General features: G+C 34.2%; 33 protein-coding genes. 22 read left to right on the forward strand and 11 right to left on the reverse strand.

Annotated elements, in window-relative coordinates; genetic code table 11:
- Positions 1-191 precede the first annotated feature (191 nt).
- Complete coding sequence (locus VK91_RS10990; RefSeq protein WP_048392607.1) at positions 192-1,154, reverse strand: MBL fold metallo-hydrolase; 963 nt, start codon at positions 1,152-1,154, stop codon at positions 192-194.
- 137 nt (positions 1,155-1,291) lie between these two features.
- Between VK91_RS10990 and VK91_RS10995 the strand changes: the two genes are divergently transcribed.
- From VK91_RS10995 to VK91_RS11020, 6 genes are all read left to right on the forward strand, one after another.
- Positions 1,292-2,767, forward strand: coding sequence for a methyl-accepting chemotaxis protein (locus tag VK91_RS10995; RefSeq protein ID WP_048392609.1), 1,476 nt, complete (start codon positions 1,292-1,294; stop codon positions 2,765-2,767).
- Between the two features lie 270 nt (positions 2,768-3,037).
- Positions 3,038-3,511: a GNAT family N-acetyltransferase gene (locus VK91_RS11000; RefSeq protein ID WP_048392611.1), complete on the forward strand. Its 474-nt coding sequence runs from the start codon at positions 3,038-3,040 to the stop codon at positions 3,509-3,511.
- Between the two features lie 46 nt (positions 3,512-3,557).
- Positions 3,558-4,214 carry a hypothetical protein gene (locus tag VK91_RS11005; protein WP_048392613.1) on the forward strand — a complete coding sequence of 219 codons (657 nt, stop codon included), beginning with the start codon at positions 3,558-3,560 and terminating at the stop codon, positions 4,212-4,214.
- Positions 4,215-4,422: 208 nt separating this feature from the next.
- Positions 4,423-5,178: an SDR family oxidoreductase gene (locus VK91_RS11010; protein ID WP_048392615.1), complete on the forward strand. Its 756-nt coding sequence runs from the start codon at positions 4,423-4,425 to the stop codon at positions 5,176-5,178.
- A 339-nt stretch (positions 5,179-5,517) separates the two neighbouring features.
- Positions 5,518-6,393: a cation diffusion facilitator family transporter gene (locus VK91_RS11015; protein WP_048392617.1), complete on the forward strand. Its 876-nt coding sequence runs from the start codon at positions 5,518-5,520 to the stop codon at positions 6,391-6,393.
- 362 nt (positions 6,394-6,755) lie between these two features.
- Entirely contained in the window at positions 6,756-6,956 is a 201-nt protein-coding gene (locus VK91_RS11020; protein ID WP_004225195.1) for a cold-shock protein, read from the forward strand.
- A 197-nt stretch (positions 6,957-7,153) separates the two neighbouring features.
- Here VK91_RS11020 and VK91_RS11025 read toward each other — a convergent pair whose 3' ends face one another.
- The 4 genes from VK91_RS11025 to VK91_RS11035 all read right to left on the reverse strand — a co-directional run bounded on the left by VK91_RS11025 (position 7,154) and on the right by VK91_RS11035 (position 9,623).
- Positions 7,154-7,552, reverse strand: coding sequence for a hypothetical protein (locus VK91_RS11025; protein WP_048392620.1), 399 nt, complete (start codon positions 7,550-7,552; stop codon positions 7,154-7,156).
- A 199-nt stretch (positions 7,553-7,751) separates the two neighbouring features.
- Positions 7,752-7,868 (reverse strand): YjcZ family sporulation protein, encoded by a 117-nt coding sequence (locus VK91_RS22465; protein ID WP_004225198.1) that lies wholly within the window; start codon positions 7,866-7,868, stop codon positions 7,752-7,754.
- A 359-nt stretch (positions 7,869-8,227) separates the two neighbouring features.
- Positions 8,228-9,085, reverse strand: a complete 858-nt coding sequence (locus VK91_RS11030) for a manganese catalase family protein (RefSeq protein WP_048392622.1) — start codon at positions 9,083-9,085, stop codon at positions 8,228-8,230.
- Between the two features lie 28 nt (positions 9,086-9,113).
- Positions 9,114-9,623, reverse strand: a complete 510-nt coding sequence (locus VK91_RS11035) for a DUF3231 family protein (RefSeq protein ID WP_048392625.1) — start codon at positions 9,621-9,623, stop codon at positions 9,114-9,116.
- A gap of 272 nt (positions 9,624-9,895) precedes the next feature.
- Between VK91_RS11035 and VK91_RS22690 the strand changes: the two genes are divergently transcribed.
- From VK91_RS22690 to VK91_RS11080, 11 genes are all read left to right on the forward strand, one after another.
- Positions 9,896-10,033, forward strand: a complete 138-nt coding sequence (locus VK91_RS22690) for a hypothetical protein (protein ID WP_155483390.1) — start codon at positions 9,896-9,898, stop codon at positions 10,031-10,033.
- A gap of 98 nt (positions 10,034-10,131) precedes the next feature.
- Positions 10,132-10,977, forward strand: a complete 846-nt coding sequence (locus tag VK91_RS11040) for an MBL fold metallo-hydrolase (protein ID WP_048392627.1) — start codon at positions 10,132-10,134, stop codon at positions 10,975-10,977.
- Positions 10,978-11,323: 346 nt separating this feature from the next.
- Positions 11,324-11,629 (forward strand): YfzA family protein, encoded by a 306-nt coding sequence (locus VK91_RS11045; protein WP_048392629.1) that lies wholly within the window; start codon positions 11,324-11,326, stop codon positions 11,627-11,629.
- Between the two features lie 15 nt (positions 11,630-11,644).
- Positions 11,645-12,016 carry a GntR family transcriptional regulator gene (locus VK91_RS11050; RefSeq protein ID WP_004225203.1) on the forward strand — a complete coding sequence of 124 codons (372 nt, stop codon included), beginning with the start codon at positions 11,645-11,647 and terminating at the stop codon, positions 12,014-12,016.
- 5 nt (positions 12,017-12,021) lie between these two features.
- Entirely contained in the window at positions 12,022-12,888 is an 867-nt protein-coding gene (locus VK91_RS11055; RefSeq protein WP_048392631.1) for an ABC transporter ATP-binding protein, read from the forward strand.
- Positions 12,881-13,486 (forward strand): ABC-2 transporter permease, encoded by a 606-nt coding sequence (locus tag VK91_RS11060; RefSeq protein WP_048392634.1) that lies wholly within the window; start codon positions 12,881-12,883, stop codon positions 13,484-13,486. The genes VK91_RS11055 and VK91_RS11060 overlap by 8 nt, the downstream gene beginning before the upstream one ends.
- 276 nt (positions 13,487-13,762) lie before the next feature.
- Positions 13,763-14,137: a DUF6713 family protein gene (locus VK91_RS11065; RefSeq protein ID WP_048392636.1), complete on the forward strand. Its 375-nt coding sequence runs from the start codon at positions 13,763-13,765 to the stop codon at positions 14,135-14,137.
- Between the two features lie 95 nt (positions 14,138-14,232).
- Positions 14,233-14,601: a hypothetical protein gene (locus tag VK91_RS11070; RefSeq protein WP_048392639.1), complete on the forward strand. Its 369-nt coding sequence runs from the start codon at positions 14,233-14,235 to the stop codon at positions 14,599-14,601.
- Between the two features lie 118 nt (positions 14,602-14,719).
- On the forward strand, positions 14,720-14,890 hold the full coding sequence (locus VK91_RS22870; protein WP_197078717.1) for a hypothetical protein: 171 nt from the start codon (positions 14,720-14,722) through the stop codon (positions 14,888-14,890).
- 855 nt (positions 14,891-15,745) lie between these two features.
- Positions 15,746-16,597 carry a hypothetical protein gene (locus VK91_RS11075; protein ID WP_048392641.1) on the forward strand — a complete coding sequence of 284 codons (852 nt, stop codon included), beginning with the start codon at positions 15,746-15,748 and terminating at the stop codon, positions 16,595-16,597.
- Between the two features lie 252 nt (positions 16,598-16,849).
- Entirely contained in the window at positions 16,850-17,329 is a 480-nt protein-coding gene (locus VK91_RS11080) for a GNAT family N-acetyltransferase (protein WP_048392643.1), read from the forward strand.
- A gap of 130 nt (positions 17,330-17,459) precedes the next feature.
- On the opposite strand, the gene VK91_RS11085 is transcribed toward VK91_RS11080, so the two are convergent.
- Positions 17,460-18,401, reverse strand: coding sequence for a DMT family transporter (locus VK91_RS11085; protein WP_048392645.1), 942 nt, complete (start codon positions 18,399-18,401; stop codon positions 17,460-17,462).
- Between the two features lie 302 nt (positions 18,402-18,703).
- Here VK91_RS11085 and VK91_RS11090 point away from each other — a divergent pair, with 302 nt between their 5' ends.
- A complete protein-coding gene (locus VK91_RS11090) occupies positions 18,704-19,264 on the forward strand; it encodes a hypothetical protein (protein ID WP_048392646.1) in 561 nt (186 codons plus the stop codon).
- A 334-nt stretch (positions 19,265-19,598) separates the two neighbouring features.
- On the opposite strand, the gene VK91_RS23050 is transcribed toward VK91_RS11090, so the two are convergent.
- Both VK91_RS23050 and VK91_RS11095 read right to left on the reverse strand, forming a co-directional pair.
- Complete coding sequence (locus VK91_RS23050; RefSeq protein WP_066037314.1) at positions 19,599-19,763, reverse strand: DUF2197 domain-containing protein; 165 nt, start codon at positions 19,761-19,763, stop codon at positions 19,599-19,601.
- A gap of 28 nt (positions 19,764-19,791) precedes the next feature.
- Positions 19,792-20,421, reverse strand: a complete 630-nt coding sequence (locus VK91_RS11095; RefSeq protein WP_048392653.1) for a TetR/AcrR family transcriptional regulator — start codon at positions 20,419-20,421, stop codon at positions 19,792-19,794.
- A 552-nt stretch (positions 20,422-20,973) separates the two neighbouring features.
- On the opposite strand from VK91_RS11095, the gene VK91_RS22260 reads away from it, so the two are divergent.
- Positions 20,974-21,378 (forward strand): MerR family transcriptional regulator, encoded by a 405-nt coding sequence (locus VK91_RS22260; RefSeq protein WP_053075698.1) that lies wholly within the window; start codon positions 20,974-20,976, stop codon positions 21,376-21,378.
- Between the two features lie 234 nt (positions 21,379-21,612).
- The gene (locus tag VK91_RS11110) at positions 21,613-22,002 is read left to right on the forward strand and encodes a VOC family protein (protein WP_048392657.1); all 390 of its coding nucleotides are present in this window, start codon (positions 21,613-21,615) and stop codon (positions 22,000-22,002) included.
- Positions 22,003-22,284: 282 nt separating this feature from the next.
- Here the strand turns inward: VK91_RS11110 and VK91_RS11115 are convergent, their stop codons facing one another.
- Positions 22,285-22,620 carry a hypothetical protein gene (locus tag VK91_RS11115; protein ID WP_048392660.1) on the reverse strand — a complete coding sequence of 112 codons (336 nt, stop codon included), beginning with the start codon at positions 22,618-22,620 and terminating at the stop codon, positions 22,285-22,287.
- Positions 22,621-22,923: 303 nt separating this feature from the next.
- On the opposite strand from VK91_RS11115, the gene VK91_RS11120 reads away from it, so the two are divergent.
- A complete protein-coding gene (locus VK91_RS11120; protein ID WP_048392662.1) occupies positions 22,924-23,244 on the forward strand; it encodes a DUF1827 family protein in 321 nt (106 codons plus the stop codon).
- 215 nt (positions 23,245-23,459) lie between these two features.
- On the opposite strand, the gene VK91_RS11125 is transcribed toward VK91_RS11120, so the two are convergent.
- Entirely contained in the window at positions 23,460-23,657 is a 198-nt protein-coding gene (locus VK91_RS11125) for a hypothetical protein (RefSeq protein ID WP_048392664.1), read from the reverse strand.
- 113 nt (positions 23,658-23,770) lie between these two features.
- On the opposite strand from VK91_RS11125, the gene VK91_RS23055 reads away from it, so the two are divergent.
- Positions 23,771-23,947, forward strand: a complete 177-nt coding sequence (locus VK91_RS23055) for a hypothetical protein (RefSeq protein ID WP_231595621.1) — start codon at positions 23,771-23,773, stop codon at positions 23,945-23,947.
- A 161-nt stretch (positions 23,948-24,108) separates the two neighbouring features.
- Here the strand turns inward: VK91_RS23055 and VK91_RS11135 are convergent, their stop codons facing one another.
- A complete protein-coding gene (locus tag VK91_RS11135; RefSeq protein WP_231595622.1) occupies positions 24,109-24,312 on the reverse strand; it encodes a hypothetical protein in 204 nt (67 codons plus the stop codon).
- Positions 24,313-24,770 lie beyond the last annotated feature (458 nt).

Genomic DNA, 24,770 nt, shown 5'->3' on the forward strand with positions numbered 1-24,770 from the left:
CACTTATGGAGATAGGGAAAGCTTGGACAGGGCATAAGCGCAGTGCGATGTAAAGCGAGCGGTTCACCTGAAAAAAGAGCGCCTTCCGATGTAAAAGGGCAGGTTTTACAAAAAGCTTGCATTGACCAGTACTATAAGCGCTTCTAAAAAAGAGGTGTCCCCAATGTCATTGGGAACACCTCTTATTGCCGTTAAAGTGGAATCTGCGCATTTGCTTTTTCGAGATAATCCAGTATGCCCATTGCGGACACAATGGTATCGAATGGGATGGTTTGATAAACAGGATGATCGGACGGAATGCCGTTTTCCTGTAGATAGTTAAATAAAAGTTCCTTTAAGCGAGCATCTAAGTAGTGAACTTGTTCTTGGAACTGGCTGGATGCTGCTTGCGCTTTTCTACCTTCTTCTAAAAAGAGTGGTGTCCAATAGCGCACCTGACGATAGGCTTCAGCTGGATTTTTATAAGCCCCATAGTGACCGAAGTATAATTCACTTGCTTGTAGCTTTTCGTACAATTTTAAGGATTGTTCCATTGTTTCAGGGTTGTATTGATTTGGAGAGGTGGACGGAATGATTAAATCAATTGCTTCCTCATCCATTTCGGGATAGCGAACACCTGTTGTATCTCCTACAAACAAGCCATTTGTTGCGGAATAAAGCATTGAAACATGATGCTTGGCATGTCCCTCAGTATGATAAAACGTTAAATGATGCTGACCTAATTGTAATAGCTGTTCGTGTTGGACTTCAATAATTCTTGTAGCGTCAATGGGCACAATTGGATCAAAAAGGCGGTCAAATTCAGCGCCATAAACCCCTTTAGCACTGCGGATAAGACGACTTGGATCAATCATGTGGGCTGCGCCTCGTGGATGAACCACTAATTTAGCATTGGGACAGCTTTGCAAAAATAACCCTGCTCCGCCTGCATGGTCTAAATGAATATGTGTCACGATGACATAGTCTATATCCTCTACTGCAATATTTAATTTCTGTAACCCTTCCATAATATAAGGTACGGATGGACTGGCCGAAGTTTCGATAAGAGCAATCTTTTCATCGATTAATAGATAGGAGCTTGTTCGCTGCTCTCGACCTAAATCATGTGTATCGATACAGTAGAAATTTGGTGCGATTTGTTGGACGCTAGTCAATTCAATTTCCCCCTTTTTTTCAAAAATAAGCTAATTATGCTTACAAATGTAATATTTAGCTACAAAAAGTAGTTGTTATACTATATAATAATAGAAAATTAAACTGAATGTCTATTCATTTTTTTAGGGGGATAGTAATGGAGCATAAAATTCGTTATGATACACGAAAAGTTCATCGTGTAAATTTGGCTATTATCTCAATTTTGGCCATTCTAATATGTGGACCTATGATTCTATCAAAGGGCATCCATTTTTTATTTATTGGGTTAGCTGTCATTGCTTTGGCGGTATGCAATTATTTTTTACCTATAAAGACGTATGTCAAAGGCTTTATTTTTGGTCTCATTCCATCAAGTGTTGTGTTTACCTTATTTTTGCTTGATAGCTTCTCATTAAATAAACATTATATTTTACTGTGCACAGTGGCCATTATTGCCTTGTATTTTAAAAAAGAATTGATTGTTTTCTTTGGAATTCTAACCAATCTTAGTTTTTTCATTTTATATATGGTCAACTCATCATCATTGTTAGGACCATTTGATGACACCATTGTCTTTGTGACACTTCTGGCAATTATGAATGGGGTCATTATTGCTTTTTATTTGCTGGCAAAATGGGGAAATGAATTGATTCAACATGCAGAAATCCAGCAAAATGAAGTGCAAGCATCCTTCAATCAACTACAAAATACATTTCAGGAAATCGAAAAGAGTAGTCAGGCATTGGACAAACATGTCACGCAATTCCAACAAACAATGCAAAGGATTTCTGGCTCTAGTAAGCAAATTTTAGTAGCGACAGAGGATATTTCTGCAAGTATTCAGCAGGAGGCATCTAGTTTACAAATGATTCATGGCACAATGGGTGACTCGGTTCATTTTGTCAATAAAACATTGACGATTTCGAAGGATACGGTCGCTAAATCTACTGATCTACAACAAGAAGTATTAGCAGGGTGGGATAAAATGCAGGATGCAATGACTCAAATGAGCGTCATGAGTCATGCGATGGGCTCAACTGCGGAAACTGTCAATGAGCTGCAACACAGCCTGCAAACGGTGGATAGTCTATTAAAGGGGATTACCCATATTGCAGAACAGACTAATTTATTGGCCTTAAATGCGGCGATAGAAGCAGCTAGAGCGGGAGAACATGGAAAAGGATTTGCCATTGTAGCAGATGAAGTGCGTAAGCTAGCAGAGGAAAGCGCTGCAATTACTGTCAGTATTACCAATGTCACAAAAACCTTGTTTGAAAAATCGACAGAGGCTCATCAACGCTCTGATGACGGTGAAAAGGCACTCCTGCATGGGGAACAGATTTTACAGGATGTCAGTCATTTCTTTAATAGTTTAAAGGATTCTTTTACGGAAACGAATACAGATTTAACAAGAGGGATGCATGAATTAAGCAGTGCCATCTCCCAATTCGAGGTAATTCAAAAGCAAATTGAAAAACTGAATCACATGACTGAGCAAAATGCGGCTTCTACTGGTGCTATTCTACATTCAGTGGAGGACGAAAATCAGCTTCTAGTAAGCATGACGGATACGACAAATCATATTCAGGCTTTAAGTAACACGTTAAAGGCATTAGTGATGGCAAAGGTATAATAGAACCATTGATATTGAAATAAATGGTAGGGTAAAATAAGAGTAGGATTAACCTTCCTAGATGGAGGGTATAGAGATAGTATTCATCGACATTGTTTTATCCATATCTGGTTGTGGTGATTGTTTTTGAGTTTGTATGAGCCTCAGCACAATAACTTAAATATGCATTTGTAGTGTGTTTGTTATGGTGATTGTCACCATTTATATATTAGCTGTAGATACATTCAGACCATAAATCTGTTGTATGACTTGAAAAGGAGGAGGGATTCCATGAACATTCGTAGTGTACAGAGTTCAGATTACTATACTTTATCTCCATTGATTAATGAGTGGTGGGGTGGTAGGAATATGTCAGACAAGCTGCCTAAATTATTTTTTGATCACTTTACAAATACAAGCCTTATTATGGAGAAGGATGGCGAAATTATTGGCTTCCTCATTGGCTTTTTATCGCAGTCCAAAACAAATGAAGCGTTCATCCATTTTGTTGGGGTCCATCCTGATTACAGAAAACAGAATATTGCAAAAAGATTATATGATGTATTCTTTCATGTGGTGAAGCAATACCATCGAAATATTGTGAAATGTGTCATGTCGCCTATTAATGAAGTATCCATCGCCTTCCATACGAATCTGGGTTTTAGAATGGAAAAAGGTGACAAAGTGATAGATAATATGTCCATTCATAGTAATTATGGTGGTGAAAATCAAGATCGTGTGTTGTTTTATAAAATTCTACCGTAATTTACTTTCGATAGTTGGCATATAGTCCCGAATAAGGGGGCTATACATGTTTATTAAAAGGTTATTTACGTTATGGTTTCTACTTTTAAGCATTGTTTGTGGTGCATTTTTCTTTTTGGCAAATGCACCTAGTCAATATGCTGAAAAAACCAATGTTTCTATGCCACAGCCTAGTAATGATGAATTATTGCGTTATATTCAGCAATATCAATTTTTAATTAGTGAGATTTCCTATACATTGCGCAAAGAATCCTATAGCTTTCTATTAGATTATGGAATTTTACCTAATGGAAAAATAGAGCTCCTTGTGTCATTACCCGACAAGGTCGATCACAAGACAAAGCAACATATAGAAGAAACAATGCTGGACGTTATCAAAGCTAATGAATTAAACCCCATCTCTTTTCAAATAACGTTAAAGCAACTCTATGAGCCAGTAGAAGCGATCTCAACTCGGCTAAGTTATAATGATGTCATGGCCAATCTATTTGAGGTGATGTTTGCAGAAAATTTTGGCACTTTCAGCATTGACCATAGTATGACGTCTGAGGAAATTCAAGTAAGAATTAATTTAACTCAAGAGAAAAATCACAAGGCTAAAAAGAAGGCTCAACAGTTAGCGGAAGATACGATAAAGCAGCATCAATTTGATGTAGAAGCCTTTTCTATTGATGTTCAAAATACGATGAAAACTTTAGATTAAAAAATAATTCAGATTAGATGAAGAGGGGAATACATACTCTACATGTGACAAACTCTGTATCTTTTTCCTTTATAGGTGTGTGTCAAGGTATGATGGTCATTTTCAAAGAAGTGCAGTGTAAGGGTTTTGATTTCTAAAAACGGAGCGGACCATTATGGTGATGCTCTTTTTTTATTAATAATCTCAATAACCATGGGGGTAAAAAGAAATGAATAAAACACAACATAAAATAGCAATCATTACGGGTGCAAGCCACCCTCAAGATATTGGAACAGCTATTTGTAGAAGATTGGCTACGGATGGTGTCAATGTTTTTTTCACACACTGGCATGCTGATCGTAAGTGGATAGGAGAATTCAAACAGGAAATTTTGAGTAAGGGTGTTTCATGTGAAGAATTGTCGATTGATTTATCAGATTCCAAAGCTCCTAAAACGATACTCCAAACGGTTTTCGAAAAACTAGGTGTACCTTCCATTTTAGTGAATAATGCTGCCCATTCAGCACAAGATGGTTATCTAGCATTAGATGCTCAAACATTAGACGAGCATTACGCGGTGAATATAAGGTCAACCCTACTACTTTGTGTGGAATTTGCACGTCTTTTTGAAAAAGCTAATTTAAACTCAGGGAGAATTATTAATATGACTTCTGGTCAAGATTTAGGTCCTATGATGGGAGAGCTAGCCTATGTGGCAACGAAAGGGGCAATTTCAGCCTTTACTAGATCATTAGCACAGGAGCTAGCACCGCTGGGCATTACCGTCAATGCTGTCAATCCAGGGCCAACAGATTCTACATGGATGAATGATGAGATTAGAAGTTATCTGTTACCCAAATTTCCAATGGGGCGGATTGGGACACCAGTGGATGTGGCCAAGGTGATTAGCTTTCTTGCTAGCGAGGAGGCTACATGGATAACTGGTCAAATAATCCACTCAGAGGGCGGATTTTTACGAGGATAATTGATTAAAAGCCTTGCTACAGTTGTGGCGAGGCTTTTCTACGTGCTTATATGTACGTAAAAAGGGTCACTCCCGAAATTGGAAATGACCAAGGTTTGTTAGGTGTGTTCGTTGGAGGAAAAAATCTTAAAGAACAGATACACTACTATTTTATTCGGTTAGTATAATAATTTATAGGCTTTAAACCAGTGACAGCGTATCTTCCTAAGGGCTTTATTTTTTCCCCACATCAACACTTTTATAGTCCTCCTACTTATGTATAGCAAGGCAAAAAGGTTGCTGTAGACCCACTCGATGTTGGGTTGTTATGATGATGTACGTAAGTGGGAGGTAAGTGAATTGGAAGCAGAAAGATATAATAATCTTAAATTAGGTGAACGTGGTGCCATTATCAGTATTATTGCTTATATAATTTTATCCATCATAAAAGTTGGCATTGGTTACTTGAGTGGTTCAGAAGCTTTAAAAGCGGATGGTTTGAATAATACGACAGATATTATTGCCTCTATTGCAGTACTTATTGGACTAAAGCTTTCACAAAAACCAGCAGATCATGATCATCGCTATGGTCATTGGAAAAGTGAAACCATTGCATCAATGGTCGCTTCATTTATTATGATGGCCGTTGGTATTCAAGTATTGGTCGGTGGGTTTTCTTCCATTTTTCAAGGTGGAAAAGAATCGCCGGATATGGTCGCAGCCTATGTAGGGATAGGATCAGCATTGGTGATGTATTTAGTCTATCGTTACAACAAACAATTGGCTAAAAAAATCAATAGTAAAGCCGTTATGGCTGCAGCTAAAGATAATTTGTCAGACGCTTGGGTAAGTATTGGAACCGCTGTAGGAATTTTAGGGTCACAACTACATATGCCTTGGTTAGATACGGGTACTGCGATTGTCGTAGGTTTCATCATTTGTAAAACAGCTTGGGAGATTTTCAAGGAAGCCTCTCATGAACTATCGGATGGATTTGATGAGAAAATTCTTCAAACATACAAAGAGATTATTTTAAAAATAGATGGCGTTAAAGGATTGAAAGAAATCAGAGGAAGAAATTATGGGAATAATGAGGTAATTGATGTCGTTATACTTGTAGATGCAAAGTTAGATATCACGAAAGCGCATGATGTTGCTTCGGTTGTTGAAAAAAATATGGTGGAAGAGCAAGGGGTTTATGAAGTGCATGTCCATGTAGAGCCTAAGGATGCATAGGGCAATTAAGTCCTAAAATGTAATATTCAGCTTCAAAAAATATACGAGGTAAGGAATGTCGCTATTGAAATACAAAAACAATTGCCTCTAGCTACTTAATGGCGTTGAAATGACTAATTTTAACCTTTAAAATTGGTGGTACGTGCAGGTTTTAGCCTTCATTGATAAAAAAATTCACTTTTCACTGGACTAATACGATTTTTTATCATATACTGTATGTAATAGAATCTTTCTTAAAGAAATAATAAATTCACATATTACAAAGAGTAATCGTGTTTTGTTAGTTACTTTTTGTAATATGTGAATTTTTTTCTTTGGAAGTAGTATGATTTTATTTAATAACATTATTGGAGGTCATTTAAATGACACAAGGTACAGTAAAATGGTTTAACGCAGAAAAAGGTTTTGGTTTCATCGAAGTAGAAGGCGGACAAGACGTATTCGCTCACTTCTCAGCTATCCAAGGTGAAGGTTTCAAATCACTTGAAGAAGGTCAAAAAGTTGAATTCACAGTTGAAGAAGGTCAACGTGGACCACAAGCTGCTAACATCGTTAAACTTTAATTTTTAAATGAAGAAAAACATTCTTAAATAGAGTGGTTTCAGTAGACAAAGTCGATTTTTTCGACTTTGTCTTTATTTTTTTTCATTACATTTCAAATCAAAATACATTTGTTACTTGCTTATTCTCGAAGAAAGAAGTCAGGATATGAGGTTTTACCAAGAAGAATGTACGAGGGAGTTTGTTCAGTATGATCTGTTTACAAATCAAAACTACCTAAAATCATAAAATCTACAATCACGCCACTTACTGGATTTTCCGATCCTAATACATTAATTCCTAATACTGTCACACCACTAATATTTGTAATATTAGCAGAGACATATTTCCCACTAATATTCTTCTCTCTCATTTGAACTCTCGGTCTTAAGTTTATCGTTGGATTTGTCGAGTATACACTTGCCACTGCATAGTCAATAGTAGATAAGAGAGGATTGCCATTCGCTAATGCATTGTCTGTAAAATATAATGTGGCTATTCCATTTGCATCAGAGGTAGCTTGTCCATAAACAATGCGCTTTACTTTTTTTGGATTTGCATCTCCTGCTTTAAACACCTGCATGACTGTTGGGGCAAGTGTAATAAAATCAATGCTCATAGGCATTCTCCTTTGTTATTTATAGCCCAAATTATGCTTGATATATTCTATGAACTGTTTGTTAGATTAGTACACTAAGCAACAAACTTCCTACATACATTCTTCTATGCAACAAAGTAAGTAGTAAAAAAGGGTCACCAGGGTGTAAGACGACCCTTTGATCATAGCATGAATATTTGAGGATAATAGAAGGTAATTATTAATGATATAAGAAAGTAGCACCAGCAATAATTAAAAGAATAAAGAGGACAACAATTAGAGCGAATGATAAATTATCATGCTTGCCATAGTTTGAACCGTAAACTTCATATCCCATATGAAAGTCCCTCCTTTCGAAAATCTAGAATATGTAAAGTATAGAAAGCTTCAGGCAAAATAATCTCCTTTAAAACGAAGTTTATATAAATGAATAAATATTTAAGGGTCACTCGGCTGAAAGTGACCCTAAGTAACAATTCGGGAGGTACATGTTAAACTAGATTAGCTTAACACTACTATTTATATGAAAAGTTAACTCATTGTGCATAGTTTATTGCCTTTAAAATAAAAATAAGACTATGACGGTCAACCAACGTCACAGCCTATGCGATACACTTATTAATAGTTTGTGTAAATACAGTCTATTTTTACATTCAAAAAGCCGCAGCGTCGACAAACGCTACAGCTAAACGTATTTTAGTTATTCATATCCTTCAGGCCAGGACTGTGTTCATTTGGCATCTCTGGCATAACAGGTACGGGGAATCCTTCTGGTGGAGGGGTCACATTTAATTCTCCACCATTTCTACTTGGAGTTTGTCCTTGAAAGATTTCCCCGATACGAGTTGGATCTAATCTAAAGTTAAATTGAGCATTGTGATAACCCATTTCAACAAACTTTCTACACTCTGGGTATTTGTTGATATCGTAGTTCGGTACAGGGAATAATTTTCCCCAATCTACCCCTAAAGTTTCTAATGCTTTGGCAAATGCATTTTGATGAGCATTGTCACGAACAATTAGAAAAGCAAGTGTTTCTCTAAATGTCTGATTAGAGCTCATCTCATATATACGTGTCTTTTGAAGTACACCCGTTGACTCCAATACTAAATTATCCAATAAATCTGCAATAAGGTTTCCATGTGCATAAACCCACGAACCATTCCAGGGATTACCTGCTGCATCTACAGGCAAAGATGATTGTGCACCCACAATATAATGGTGTGGATTGGCATGTTTAACTGCCTCATCTAAAGGTGCTTGGTCCATGCCGTTATTTCCAGGAGCAGAGGATTCCCCAGAATCATTTAGTAATTGGTTGATTGTATTTTGTACAAGTTCAACGTGTGCAATTTCTTCTAAGAAAACGCCCCGTAATAAATCACGATATTGGGTCTCTTTGCCTCTAAAATTAGAGCTTTGAAAAAAGTACTGCATCATGGTTCTCATTTCACCATAATGACCACCAAGTATTTCTTGCATTACTCGTGCTGCTTGAGGATCTGGTTTGTCAGGTTTAATAATGTTTATCAATTCTTCTTTATAATAATACATTTACTTTCCTCAATTCGGGGAATAGTCTTTATTTCTCAGGATAATTAACATGTAATGGTGGTGGTACAAGCCAGCCTTTATTTTTGTTTAAACGTAAAAGCTTTGCACCAAGTTGAGCTTTAGCCATATGGAATTGCCCAAACATTAATGCGATATCTTCACGAGTAGAAGTACCCATTGCCTGACTACATGCAACTAATCCAGCTGCTAGGTCAGCACTTAGAGCAGCGCTTATTTCTGGATCATTAAACTTTGCACCTGGAGGAATATCTTCCAGTCTTGCTACAGGTCTTTCAGGTGATGCAGGAGGTAGTGCGATCCCGTTTGTTTTTAGAATTTTTTCTAATTGCTTTACTTCTTCCCTGCATGTTTCGATGATATCTTCAATAATTTTTTTAAGATCTTCATCACCAGCATGATTATAAAACGTTTGATAGCCAGAAATCATGCCATAGTCTGCAATTAAACCCGACCAAACACTAAATACCTCACCATAATGCAACGGTTCATCTTTTGGATTTCCACCAAGAATACCCATCTGTACACATCCTTTTCTTATTTTTCGCCATTAAAGCCATGTTAGTATGGCTGAAAAAATAAGTAAAATTCACTTTTAATAAAATTTTTAATGTAAAAATTAAAAGAAGCCACAGAGAAAGAAATCTCTGCAGCTCTTTAAGTAGTGAGACACTACGCACTTATAGAATGGATGTTTTTTGTTTAGTTATACGTTTAATGTAGCTTTGAAAAAGTGAAAAGTATAGATTTTCTTAAGGAAGGCCACTTTAAAGCATATTGGAGGTGAGTGTTTTGACAAAAGAAAAGCAAAAGAATGAAGTAGAGCAAGAAGAAATAGCAATGGAATTTAATCCTGAAGAATTAGAAGCAGTAAAAGAGGAACAAGAGCAACAGAAAGAACAGCCCTTCAATAAAAAAGAAAAGAAGTAAGAAGGTAAGTATGCGTATGCCATCATCAATAGTTGTGGCATTTCCATATAGTTTATGCTTGAACCTCCAATGACTTAATTGAAAGAAGATGATTTAAAATGGACAAGAATTTGAATTACGGGGACGATTATAAATTTATCCCAGCAACTTCTGTTGGAAGCGGTGTAGGTATAGACATATTACCTGATTTATATCAATACACGATTCAAATTGTAAATATTGTACTTTATGGTGAACCGCAGATGAAAGATTTTGTGCTAATAGATGCGGGGATGCCCAAAAGTGCGGATGAGATCATTTCAGTTGTTGAAGAACGTTATGGTTCTAAGTCTCGACCGAAGGCAATCATACTGACTCACGGTCATTTTGATCATGTCGGAGGAATCATAGAATTAATAGAGCGGTGGGATGTTCCTGTCTATGCGCATACATTGGAAATACCCTTTTTATCTGGAAAACAAAATTATCCCGAGCCTGATCCAACAGTAAATAACGGCTTGGTTGCTAAAATGTCACCTATTTTTCCAAATGAAGCTATAAATTTGGGTGGTAACCTCAAAGTTTTACCTTCTGATGGTAGTGTTCCATTTATGGCAGGTTTCCGATGGATTCATACGCCAGGCCATTCACCAGGGCATATATCTTTATTCCGTGAGAAGGATAAGGTGCTTATTGCTGGAGATGCATTTGTTACAGTCAAACAAGAATCTCTTTATAAGGTGATTACGCAGACAAAAGAAATCAGTGGTCCCCCTCAATATTTTACAACAGATTGGCTGGCTGCTCGAGCATCTATCGAAAAATTAGCAATACTAAAACCTTCAGTTGCCATCACAGGGCACGGATTACCAATGAAGGGCGAAGAATTGACAAGCAACCTAAAAAAACTTGTCGATGATTTTGAACAAATCGCACTACCCAAGCAGGGTAAATATTTAAATTAATCACGTAAGGAAAAAACAAAGAAAAAGCCGCGGCGTCGTCACACGCTACAGCCATTGTCTTGCCAATTTAGTCAGATGATTCATTATATCATAAATTATCAGATTGCAACTGAAGAATGAACATATTTGAATGACAAGACACGATGAATGGCCAAGTTGTTAATAGGAGCCTGTTTTGATAATAGCTATCAAAACAGGCTCCTTCTTTATATTTGAATGTCATAGATCATTTCATGGTATAAAATTTCCTTTTTAAAAAAGTGGTTGAACAAATTTTTTATTTGTGTATATAATGTTTATATAGTATATATACAATATAATTAATTTGTGGGGGGGAATTGTTTAAGTGATAGGCACTGAAAAAGCGGATGAAAGTAATCTGTTAAAACGATGGATCATCACTATTGGTATATTTTTAATTGTTCAATTGATCTTTATCGCGGTCGATGGCACTGCTCTTGAGCCGAACATGAACGATAGTAATAATTTAGTTGCCAGAATGGGAAGATGGATTTTGGATTCGAGGCTTTTCACCGAATGGATAACGCCTTATTCCTTTCCTTTTTTTAATATGTTCATCACAATCCATGTTATTGCTATACTGATTGCAGCACTAGGGAATATTATTTCAACGATATTCTCAAAAAAATAAAGAAGAGGGATTGGCATGCAAATAATTATTTCGAACAGTTCAAAGGAGCCAATTTATGAACAAATTACGAATCAAATTAAATCACTTATTTTAGCAGGTGAACTACAGGAGGGCACAGCAATACCCTCCATGCGTAACCTCGCAAAGGATTTACAAATTAGTGTAATAACGACAAAACGGGCTTATGAAGAATTGGAGAAGGCGGGCTTTATCTATTCCATTGTTGGCAAAGGATCTTTTGTAGCGGAGCAAAATTTGGAGGTTATACGGGAAAAGAAGCTGAAGGTTATTGAGGAACAGCTAAGTGCGGTCATTGCGAATAGCAGAGAAATAGGCCTGTCTCTTGATGAACTAAAGGAATTATTGAAGATTTTATACGAGGAGTGAAAGGTATGGAAAATGTAGTCGAATTAAAGAATGTCACAAAGAGGTTCAAAGGCTTTTCCGTAAATCATATAAATTTACAGGTAAAGAGAGGCTTTGTAACGGGTTTCATTGGGGCAAATGGAGCTGGTAAGTCTACAACGATAAAAACGATGATGAATCTATTAAGGCCAGATGCTGGAGAAGTAAAGCTTTTCGGATTAGACTACAAGACGCATGAGAAGGAGATTAAGCAGCGCATTGGGTTTGTATACGATGGCAATATATTTTTTGAAGGGTTGAACTTAAAAGATATAAAACGTATAGTTGCACCTGCCTACAAGCGCTGGGACGATACAATATTTTATCAATATGTAGAACAATTCGAATTACCGCTTAACAAAGCAATAAAAACATTTTCTAAAGGGATGCAAATGAAGGCTTCATTAGCAATAGCCCTCTCACATCATGCAGAGCTAATCATTATGGATGAGCCGACAGCAGGATTAGATCCCATTTTTAGACGGGAGCTGTTAGATCTATTACAGGAATTAATGGTTGATGGCAATCGCACTATTTTCTTTTCTACGCACATTACAACTGATTTAGATCGTATCGCAGATTACATAGCTTTTATACAGAAAGGGGAATTAGTATTTAATCAATCTATACACGATGTAGCTGAAAACTATGCGCTCGTTAAAGGTGAGTTGAATCTACTTGATAGAGACACTGAAAAAGCATTTGTTCATGTTCATCGTGCATCCACAGGATTTGAAGCATTAACGGATAATATTAAAGCAGCGAAAAATATTTTTGGAGACACAGTTATTATTGAACGTGCCTCTCTGGAAGATATCATGTATTACTTTAAAGGAGGCATCCATCATGCTTAACTTAATTAAACGCGATGTCATACTACAGAAAAGGCAGCTATTGCTTTTTATTCCTTTTATCTTAGTTTTTATTTTGTTGGGGGCACCACCCGTTTTAATTTTTCTGGTCGCCAGTATTTTTATTCCCTTTAACACATATGCATACGATGAAAAAGTTGAGACGAATATATTATTAAACTCCTTGCCATACACACGTACAGAAATTATCGCATCCCGCTATCTTGGAGCGATTGTCTATATGATTTTATCCATAGGTGTTACAAGTCTAGCGCTGCTAGCTTTCAATAAACATTTTACGGTATCTGACATTGCCATTGGTAGTGGCTTATTCTTACTATTTGCTGCGCTTACCTTCCCATTATTTCAGATATTTAAACAGGGTTATATTACAACGGTTATACTTATTAGCTTTATCCTCTTAACTTGGATTTCACGACCAATTGCATTGTATATGAATGAACACTTAACAACAATTATTGATTTTGTAGATAATACATCCGTTACGGTTTTATATACAGGGGCGACACTTTTTATTATGCTAATCTATATTATTTCTTGGGGGATTACACATATTATTTACCAACGAAAAGCCTTCTGATTGTGTGCTTTTGTTTACTTCTAGAAGATTACTCAAGGAAAGTGGACAATTTTAGAATGGTGCACTTGATAAAATTTCATTGGGAGCTGAATGTAAGATGAAATTTAAATGTCTTTATGCAAAAATGAATGAAGTAAAAAGGTTATGTTGCTTAATATAAGGGAAAGAATGAAAGCCTCCATATGCCTACAAATCGACATATTTAGGCATGTTTACTTAGTATTTCGAAAGTGGTTTTATAGTAATATTTGGTATATAGTCTGTAGGAGGTTTTATATGCCTGATTTATTACTCGTTCTTTTTTTATTTAACTTTTCTTTATTTCTTTTGCACGAAATGGATGCAATAAGATGCTCTGAGTGGCGATTGTTTATAATACTTAAAGATATGGAAGATTCAAAGGCTTATAAAGTATTCACTTTTATTCACCTGTTTCTATACGTATTAATCCTTTCCTTACTTTTCAGTCAGTATCAAACCATCATTTTTTGGGTCCTTGATCTATTCTTTATCATTCATGCAATCCTGCATTTATTTTTTGAAAGGCATCCTCGAAATGAATTTAAAAATAGCTTTTCAAGATCCATTATTTATCCAATGGGGGTCCTTTCTGTCATACATTTAGTATTATTAATTAATATTTCGACTTAATTGTATTATAAAGGAAGTTTTCAGCTAGTAATTTGCAGAAAATTATTCCAATTTGTTGGTTTTCTGCTTATTATAAAGATGGAGGTGATTATCAGATGTATAGTAATACGGCAAATATGTTGAAGCAAACGAACAATCTTATCAATGCATTGAAAAAATTGAAACAAAATCTATCTTTTGTGAAATTGTATATTAATAGCGATAGAATACTGGCTATCTATTTTTTAAGTAATGCGTATAGTGATTTTAATTTATTTAAAACAATTTATTTATCTGTAACACCTGGTGATCAAACGATTGATAAGTTTTTACAGGAGTATGAAAAATTCTTTGTAGAAGTGAATAAATACTTAGAGGTCTTTAATGATGATAGCGTCGTCGAGGATAGACTTCATAAGGAAGTTTTGTTTGCGATTAATGAATTAGAAAGATATTTGTTAAATCTGTTAGATGTGTATAGATAAAAAGTTAGACATTCCTTATTTCTGAGGGGTGTCTTTTATTTTAAAGAAGCTTCTTAGATTAAGCTTCTCTGGTTGTAGGGAGAAATGAATAAGAAATGTTAAGGGATAGGAGAAAAATATGATTAGAAAAATTGAAATGGGTTTGTTTGTAATTGGAGTAGTAATGGCCTTAATAGGTATGCCTTATTTATTGGGGTATTCAACGAATGAATGTTTAAAATATCCTCTCTATCTAGGGTTAATATTAATGGTTGCCACTCTCCCTGTAACAATATCCAAGAGAAAGTAATCCATTGAGATTTAAATACTTGGTGTCTAGAGATTGTAGAGACACACTTGTGATATTGATCCTAAAGAGTAGTATTATTCATAAGTAACGAGTTATCTTGCTGATACGTTCTATAAAAATGATTTTAAGTAATAGAAAATTAAACAGTCACAAAAGTATTAAACAAAAATGCTATCTTGCTTTGAAACCTAATTTTAAAGAGAGACAACACTAAATGATGAAGAAATAAATACATTGTTAAAATAACAAAATGAATGCAAGAAAATAAGAAGCTCCATATAACTAAAGAAATACTACTCAAATCCCCTGGATAACTTTCTGCAGCTGTAAATCAAATACCTCCCATAAAAAGCACAGTCACCCATTGGATACAATAAGTTAAGAAAAGTACGATTACAAAATAAACAATATACGATAAAGTAAGAAAAATGTCTTATGCACCATTTCAGTCTTCTCCAATATTTACATTAACGTTTCTTAGTTAGTTGCACATTTCTAAAAGTAATGCTCCTTCCATTTATGAAGAAGGGAAGTAGAAAAAGGAAAATATTACATATATAAAATTAGGTGAGACATTGTTAAGATTTGATAGGTAAAGTATTCGATGGAATTGGAATAGAAAGCTAGTTAGTCATTACAAACTTTAAAAAATGGTACATAGGTCTAAACTTAGGGACAATTAAAAAAGTAGTCAAAATAAAATATAGGAGCAGAAATGGCAGTCCTTACGTAATAAAGAAAGGAAAAACAGAGCTGATAATTGAGAATAGAGAAACTATTGTAGAGAAATTATCCGAACTTTTCTTAGTGCGACCATAGCTTTTAGAGGGTTTGTAAAAGGAAGGGAAGTATTTTATGAAAAATCAATTGATACGAATAATCGCTATCGCTCTACTTGGTGTGTGTGTATATATTAATATGTACGAAATAGATGAATTAGGGTTGATGCAATTTTTTGCATATATTGGCTTATTAGGTTTTACTTTTGCGGTGGGTATTCCAATCATCTTTATTAAAAATAAGATTAGTTTATCCAAAAAATTTGGTTTGTTGTTTTTAAGCATGATCATCGCAGCAATAATTCCTTTATTGGGATTTGGAAATTTAAAATATATCCTTGAAGAACATTTAATGAATAAAGAGATGAATAAAGTTGTAAATCAATATAATGTAAATTTGCAAACTGATGAGGTGTTTTTAACCTTTCAAAATCATCTTCTCGTTGGAAAAAGAGATGATTTGCTTGGAAGTATAGACAAAACACTATTGGTTTATAATGCCGTAGGGAAAGAAACGAAAAGAATAAAAATAACGGAATTAGCAAAAGCGGCCGTTCCCTATCTGCCCCTTACTGATAAAGAAAAGGAAACAACTTATTTTGATGGTATGAAGACGCAAGGAAATACATATGACCTTTGGAAAAAAATAGATGATAACGACATACAACTATTTTTTAGATACGTTACAACGGAAGTTCCTGAGGATTATCAACCTGAACCAGATATGCCAGCCGATGCAAAGGACATAAAGTTCCATTATGATATCACCTATTCACCGGTTTTAGATGAGAACGGGGAATTTGTTTTTAGTTCGGATACTTTCCATTTATATAAAAGCAACGACTCAATTCGAGTTAGCTACAAAGCTTCGGGCATTGAAGCGATTGTTGCTCCAAATACGGCAGTGTTAGTGAACGAAATCAAGTAAAGATTACATACATTGCTAACAAAAGTACAACATGAAGCCAGTAGAGTGTTAGCGGCAAATCCACAAACGTAACTAGAATGAATATACTAAGTAACAACAAAGCCTAGGTACTCAAATTAATGTTGAGCCTGGGCATTTTTTACGTGATTTATTTATCTAACGAACGTGTTGTTTTTCGAAATTTCAAATAAATGAATGACCACAACCTAATAAAGTGGTAAAGTATAGAAAAAGTGAATGGAGAATTATGTAATGGAAAAACTGAAGAAGGTTGAATTAAAACATTTTTCAAGTGAATATATGCAAGGACTGAACGCTTTTGTACTTACTGAAGAGCAAAAACAATTTTCTGCACTGCCGAGCAATTTTGAGGAAATTAATGAAGGACAGCATCGCATTGTAATTCTAAGTGAAAATACACCTGTTGGTTTCTTTCTCCTAAATGCAAATGAACGAGTTAAGAAATATTCTACGAATAGAAATGCGATGCTATTATCTGCATTATCAATTAATCATACAGAACAAGGGAAGGGCTATGCAAAACAAGGAATGACATTACTAGTTGAGTTTGTTAAAGCAGAATTTCCAAATTGCGATGAAATTGTTTTAGTTGTAGACAAAGCTAATATTCCAGCACAGAAACTATATGTAAAAGTAGGTTTTGAAGATACGAATGAAAGGCTAATAGGACGCATCGGCGAAGAAATAATCATGAGGCAATTCATAAAATAAAGTTAGACCACCATTGTCACCAGAGTTTATGCTACATTTTGTAGATGAACTCTGGTTTTATGTTTTGGGGAAATGTCGCATCCATTCTTGAAAAAGAGTTTCATCGATCAAAATTAGCAAAGAAAATTATTTAAAATATCCTGATTAAAAATACACCGGCTATCATCACCATTAAACCAATTATTTGTAATGGTTGAATTCGATTCTTTAGCGAGTTAAACAATCCGAATTGCTGTACCAGCAAGCTACCAGTGATTTGACCGAATAAAGCAAGAACTACAGTTTGGCCATTTCCAATTTGATTGACAAGAAATACATTGATGAGAACATAAGATCCTCCTAAGATCCCGCCAATCCATATCCACCAAGGAGCAGCTTGTTTAAAAGGCTCTTTAATACTTGTGTAAGATCGATCTTTTAACCCAACAATTATAATCAAGGTAATAGTACCAACAAAGAATGAAACAAGGGCAGCATGAGAAGAAGAGTGAAGAACTTTTCCTAATTGTCCATTAACAGCGATTTGGATAGCTAGTAACATTCCTGCTAGAATCCCTACTATGCGCCAAATCCATAGATTCCGCACACTCTCCTTATTTGTTTGGGGAGAATACTGTTCATTTTTCTTGCTTCGTATAGCTGTAGCTAAAAGGACGCCTAGTAAGACTAGTAATATGCCAAAGATTCGATTCCATCCAAAGGAATATTGTGTTGCATTAAACCAGCCATTATGATCGATTAACATACTCATGAGAGTCATTCCAAAGATCGGTAGGATAGTTGTTTGCACACTTCCCAATTTAGGAAACAAGAGAATGTTAGTAGTTATCGCAATAGCGCCACCAATTCCCCCCAACCATATATAGATAGGTTGGTTCAACAATAAATCTAATGGAATCCCCAGTGATGAACCACTACTTACTAATGTAATAGTTAAGAAGATGACACCAACAGCGAAGGAAATCATTGAAGCTAAAAAAGGAGAAATCACAAACTTTCTTAATTGAGCATTAATGGCTGTTTGCACAGCAAGAATAGCTCCAATACTTATAGCCAAAAGTACTGCAAACATAAAAATTCATCACAACCTTTGTTGAAGAAAATGTAAAGAAAAAGAAATGTAAAACAACGCATGATTGATTATATCAGAGTACGTGTTGAATTTTATAAAATTAAGCACTGAACACTAAGTAAGAAATAGATTTTATTTATGATGTGGAACGTCACCAAACACATTAAGATAACGATAATCAGTTTCTCAAAAAAGAAATGATTTTTCATGTATAGAAGCGGTTAAGAAATAGAGCTTTATGTTAATAAAGTATAGTGTAATCTCTTCATATTCTGTATATTGGTGTATGAGGAGGAGATTTAATGGAAAGAAAATGGATGCTACCATTATTTATATTACTAGGTGTTTTGATCTCTGGTTGTAGTGAGGGTCAGGAAAAAGGTAGCAAAGATGGTGGAGATGTAGAAGTAACTATTCCAGCTATATTTTTTGAGGGTCAGGACATTGATTCTGTTATTTCAAAGGCAAAAAGCAGTGGGATGAAGGAAGTCAGTAAGAATGATAATGGTTCTTTAACTTATAAAATGTCTGAAACAGAACATAAAGAAATGATGAAAGGTTTAAAAGAAGGCATTCTAGCAAGTGTAGAAGAGCTTAAAGCAAGTGAAGAGTTCAAATCTATTAAAGATGTAACCTATGACAAGTCTTTTTCAGAATTCACTTTATCTGTAAACAAAGAAGAATTCGATAATAGTCTTGACACAATGGCCTCATTCGGACTAGCTTTAACAGGTATGTACTATCAATTATTTAATGGTGTGGATGAAAAGGATTATAAAGTCAAAGTAATTTTTAAAGATGAATCAAATGGAGATGTAATTAACACGATAGTTTATCCAGATGATTTAAACAAGAAAAATTGATCGGAAGAGCACCTAACATAGGTGTTCTTTTTAAATGCTTTGAGTGCAATCGAGTTGGGCAGTATTAGTTGTTCCTGATTCTTGATTGCTTTTTATTTTTGCAAAGGTTTTGTGTTCAAAGTAGAATGTCAGCAGCAAATTCTTAATGCACACATGGATAGGCTTAATAAAATGATAGAATTTGTTTTGAGAAACGACTGACGATAGCATAGTTGTAAGTAGAGATAGAACTAAATGATTCCACAAAGCCCAGATACTCATTAATTTTGAGCCTGGGCTTTATACTTATTTAACTTGTAATCCCTTTTATTATTCTCAAGATCGGCTGAAGGAGCTATCTAAAGAAATTTTTAATAGCATCCATACGAATTTTGCTATAACATTCTTCGCAACGAAAAATCTTATCGGTTCTTTCCTTTAACTGTCTAAATCTCAGTGACCCTTCGTATACTCTGAATTTATTTCTACAACTAGAACAAATTACCTCATAGTAATGCATAGCTATCCTCCTCAAGTTTTCTGACATATTACTTTTTAGTTGATTTATCGAATATTGTAATCAGTTCTCTCGTATATTCCTCAACATTTAACTGGGGATTTCTCATTAATTCAATAGTGAATCCGTCAATGGAATTTCGTATCGTTAACGCCATTACTCTTGAAGCCAATTTGGTGAATTCTCGGAAGACACCCGCATGCATTCCTAGTGTAAGTATGTTTTCAATGGGTAGAAAAATAGTATCATCATGATCCGCCGCAAATCGAAGTTTGCCATCAGCAGTTCTTTCATTAGAAACAATTTCAATGACAGCGAAAACATGTTGCCGATTTTCATCTATGAATCTAAGGTTTGATTCAATATAAATGCTAAGCATATCTATAGGAGATTTTTGATTTTCGATTAGAGGAGCAGTATAAGCTTGACATGCCATATAGTAATCATAAATTACTTGCTCTAACAATTCCCCCTTACTTGCAAAGTGATAGGAGATAACCCCCTTACTGATTTGTGCACGTTTTGCAATTTGACCTAAAGAAGCTTGAGCGTAACCCACCTCTGCAATGGTTTCAATAGCACATTTCACAATTTGAGTTCTACGAGCTTTTTCAATAAATGACATTTCTTTTTGATTAGTTGTTTTATTTTTTTTATTCATGTATTTATTTTAGCACGGTTGTACTAATTAAGCGATTAAAAAAACATTTAGAGAGGTTCCTAAATGGATGCTTTTCTTTTACTTTGAAATGTCAAGGGCTAGACTAGGGCGTTTCGTGAGGAAGATTAAGATACTTGAGCTTAATGGAACTATTTCTTATCTGTTGACATGGAGTCGGCTCCATCTTTTAAGATGAATGAAATCAAAGAATGGAGTGATGGGATGGTAATTTTGACAACTATACTAATTGTGTTATATGCCGTTTTAATAGGAGTGGCAGGGATAAAAAAATGGAAAGAAGTTGGATTTGAAGTACGAACATTCATATTTGTTATCATATCAATTAGTATTCTCTTAATATTATGTATACCAAGCAAAGGTTGGTTATTTATATTACTGATAATTGCGTTTATCTTGTTACATATACTAGCAGTTATAGAAGGGAAGTTAACAAATGGACGAATTACTTTCAGCCATCATATCATTCGCTTCATTTTCCATTGTATAATTGCCCTAATGGTTTATAAATTTATATTATAGAAGGAGATTTTAATGAAAATTGGTGAATTTGCAATATGTACTGGTCTTAGTAAAGATACTATTCGTTATTATGAAAAAATGAATTTATTGCAACCGGAAATTAAAAATAAGCACCGCTATTATAACAAGAAAGACATTGATACAGTAGAAGCAATTCTTAAACTTAAACAAACGGGATTTTCTCTCCAAGAAATCAAAATGCTTTTTGATTGGTCGGGAAATATTGATCAAAATAAAAAACTGACAAAAGAAGAAATACAAAATCTACTTGAAATAAAAGTTATATTCCAAGAAAAGTATGAGCAGATGTTACAAAGAGAACATCAGCTTAAACAAATTAAACAGGTTTTATTAAATATAGATAATAAAATAAAGCACCTTTTAGAGAAAAATAAAGAAGAAAATTGCTGGTTTTAACGATGTGTTTAGAAAATAAAGAAAAAGAATGTACCAATAATTAAAGCTGTTTGACGTTCTAATTGAACGTTTGAAACGAACGTCTGAAGGTGAGAAACAATATTTTAAGCTGCTTCTATTTAGTTATTTCTAAAAGTGTTGTTTCTTCAACTTATCGAGAAGGTGTGCAAGAAGGAATAGTAGAATATCACGTTGAAATAGAAGTAGAAATAAATTAGTAAGGAGGATGTATTTGTGACTAGCCATGACTATAAATCACCAATAAAAAACAGAATCGGCGGTGTATTTGTTCCAGTTCGTAACCTAGAGAAAGCAAAAGAATGGTACAGAAAAATACTTGGTTTGGAAGGGGGAGAAGAATATTTTGGACATTTATTCGTGGTACCCATGAAAGGTACAGCTGGATTAATTTTAGATTCCATGCCAAAGTGGAGAAAAGAAGATGGTGATATTACCACTTACCAAGTTCCGTCAATTCAGCTTTTGACCGATGATATTGAAGCTTCATATCAATTTATGAAAGAGAATAATGTTGAACTGGTTACAGAGATTCAGGATAATTTTTATTTTGTGTTCAAAGATTTAGATGGCAATTTACTAATGATTTGTAAAGAAACTTCTTAAAAAAATGCGAAAATTGTTCTTTGGACTACTGGAAAGAAAGTGGGGAGTCAATAGCAACTGAATATGCATTGTACAAAGTGATAAACGACAAACAATTCAAGATTGATGATAAATTAATCAAGTTTTACATGACATTAAAAGCGTACTAGCGAGGAGAAGATAGACAATTAATTAAGTTAACCGAGGATTAATCGAAAGAAAAAGGTCACTTCTATTAAAAGTGACCAGAAATGCTTATTTATGCTTTATTAAAACTCTAGGGGATTAGGTGTTTATACGATTTTATTGAATTTTAATATTTCCTTTATATGTTGCAAAGTAAATACCTGCATCAGGATCGTATGCATAATCAAATCTTGTTAGGTATCCTGCGTATTTAAAATCTCCATCCCATTCAACATGATAAATTTGTCCAGGTGGAAACGTTGAAGTTCTTGTATTAACTGTGACATATTTAGTATACACAGCAGCTGGACTAACATTGTCTATACTAGTAGAGTTTTGAACAACGTTGATTTCGGCTGCTGAAACATTACCTGATGGATAGATGAAAAATGAAACAAGTAAAGCTGAGAGTAGAGCAAAACCAAAAATGCGACCTTTAATTGTTTTTACCATTATTATTCCTCCATTCTAGTATAATCCCCTAGTAATTTACATTTAAACATATATTGGTATTTATAGCAACAGATGGTGGCTATTGGTTATGAAATTGATTAAAAAGTAGGTGTTACACATGCATTATGAGTGGTTAAAGAACTATCAATAATTAGCAGATTAATTTGTACATAGAATAAGCGTTAATCTCAAAAAAATCTACATAACATACTTTTTATATTTTCATAAATTTCTCCTTGCTAAAGAGCGAATGTTTGTTCTAATATAAATACAAACAAACGTTCCGTAGAAGGAGAGGTCAAAATGGCGAAAATATATAATTTTCCAACTAAAGCATTTCGAGATATAACAAAGGAAAGAGTTGATGTTGTAACTATTGCTTCTGGTTTTATGGGTGGTGTTGTAAAGGTATATGAATGTGAAGGGACAGTCATTATTCATAGTGAAAATAAGAAATCCAGCCATGCTAGTATTTCAAATGATCTTGGTCAGGTTAAAGAATGGGAGATTAGATATGCAATAGAACATATATTAAAAAGAGGCATTACAGAAGTGAATATAAAAGTTAGTAATACAGGAGTTGTTCATATTCGGAATAAAGATATTAATTCACTTTCTCAGTAAAGTCAGGTCACTTATAAAATAATATGAGTACTGGTTATATCGTTAATGGTCTTTTTAAAACGTAGTTTGCAACTATCCCTTCGACTGTTAGAGGCTTTTAAATTTGTTCCAGCTAACTCTGTTAGCAAGTAATTATCAACTTGTTTGGAATGATCATGTACAAGAAATAACAGGTCAATTGGAGTTAGATATTTAAAAGATATTGTTCTGTAAAGTTATTTAACTTTTAGAGGTTTTACAAAGAATGAAATGAACATAACAGAAACCCCTATAGCAATGAATAGTATTGCAACAGATTTATTTGAAATAAATGAATTGTATTCTAGGGCACCTGTTAATCTCGCTGATCCGATTGAAAGCGATAAGATGCCTAAAACAAATATGATATGTCCAATTTTAGAAGGTGTTTTCATTTTATAACAACTCCTGATATTTAGGTAATAACTTACAAAAGGATAACATGATTGGGTAATATTTGAAAATATGGTTCGGTTTGATTATTGCACAATAGGAGTATTTGAGGTTGATGGAGGAAGTACAAAAGTCAATATGGGCTGTCAGTAAATTATATGAATTTATAATAAAGGGGTATGTTTTTATGAAACCATTTATGTTACGTCATAAACTGGGTTGGCTACCTAACAAATTAGAGTATCGCAGAACCTATATCATAGGTTTTAAAGGAGAAACAGACGAAAGTTAAACTTTCATGCTAACAAAGAATAGTATGTAAGATTAGTAAATAACAATAAAGAAATGGTTGTTAGGAAAAGAGAATTAAAGAGATATTTCAAGGATGGTTGTTTACAGTTTCTAACTACACAATATGAGGAACATGCTTGAAAGATCTGGAATGGTAAACTTTTAACTTTTTTCTTTTTTGGGTTTAACAAAGTAAGAAATGAACATTACAGAAACGCCCATAGATATGTATAGTAGTGCAACAGATTGATTTGGAATAACTGAATCATATTCAAAGAAACCAGATAATCTTCCTAATCCAGTTATCATCAAAGTAATGCCAAAAATAAATATGATATATCTATTTGTAGAATGTATTTTCAACACAAAACAACCCCCGAGGCTTCCTAATAATTTATATAAGGATAACATAAACTGGTAAATATTTCACTATTCAGATTGAGTCAATATACATTATGAATATGTAAAATAAACACGTTCACTTGTACGTGTATGTCAGAAACGAGCAATTGATACAACTAATCATAAAGGCTTTCAAATCAAAGTGACAATAATGTTAGCTTAAGCAATTAATTGTCACCTTTTACGATGGTTTAAAGATACATTTTTTCTTAACATAGCTTTATAAGCTATAAAGGAGAGAATGTCTTGAATATATTAGAAATAAATAATGATTATTTAGAATGCTTAATAGTTTAGGAAAAGAATTTCAATTCTTCAATTTACCAATGATTATTATTGCTGAATACACAGTTATTTTCTTAGCTATTTTTGTTATTCTGTTCTGGTTTACCAAAGATAGAGAAAATAAAATAATGCTTATG

The organism is Lysinibacillus sp. LK3 (assembly GCF_001043675.1).
GTDB classification, from domain to species: Bacteria; Bacillota; Bacilli; order Bacillales_A; family Planococcaceae; genus Lysinibacillus; species Lysinibacillus capsici.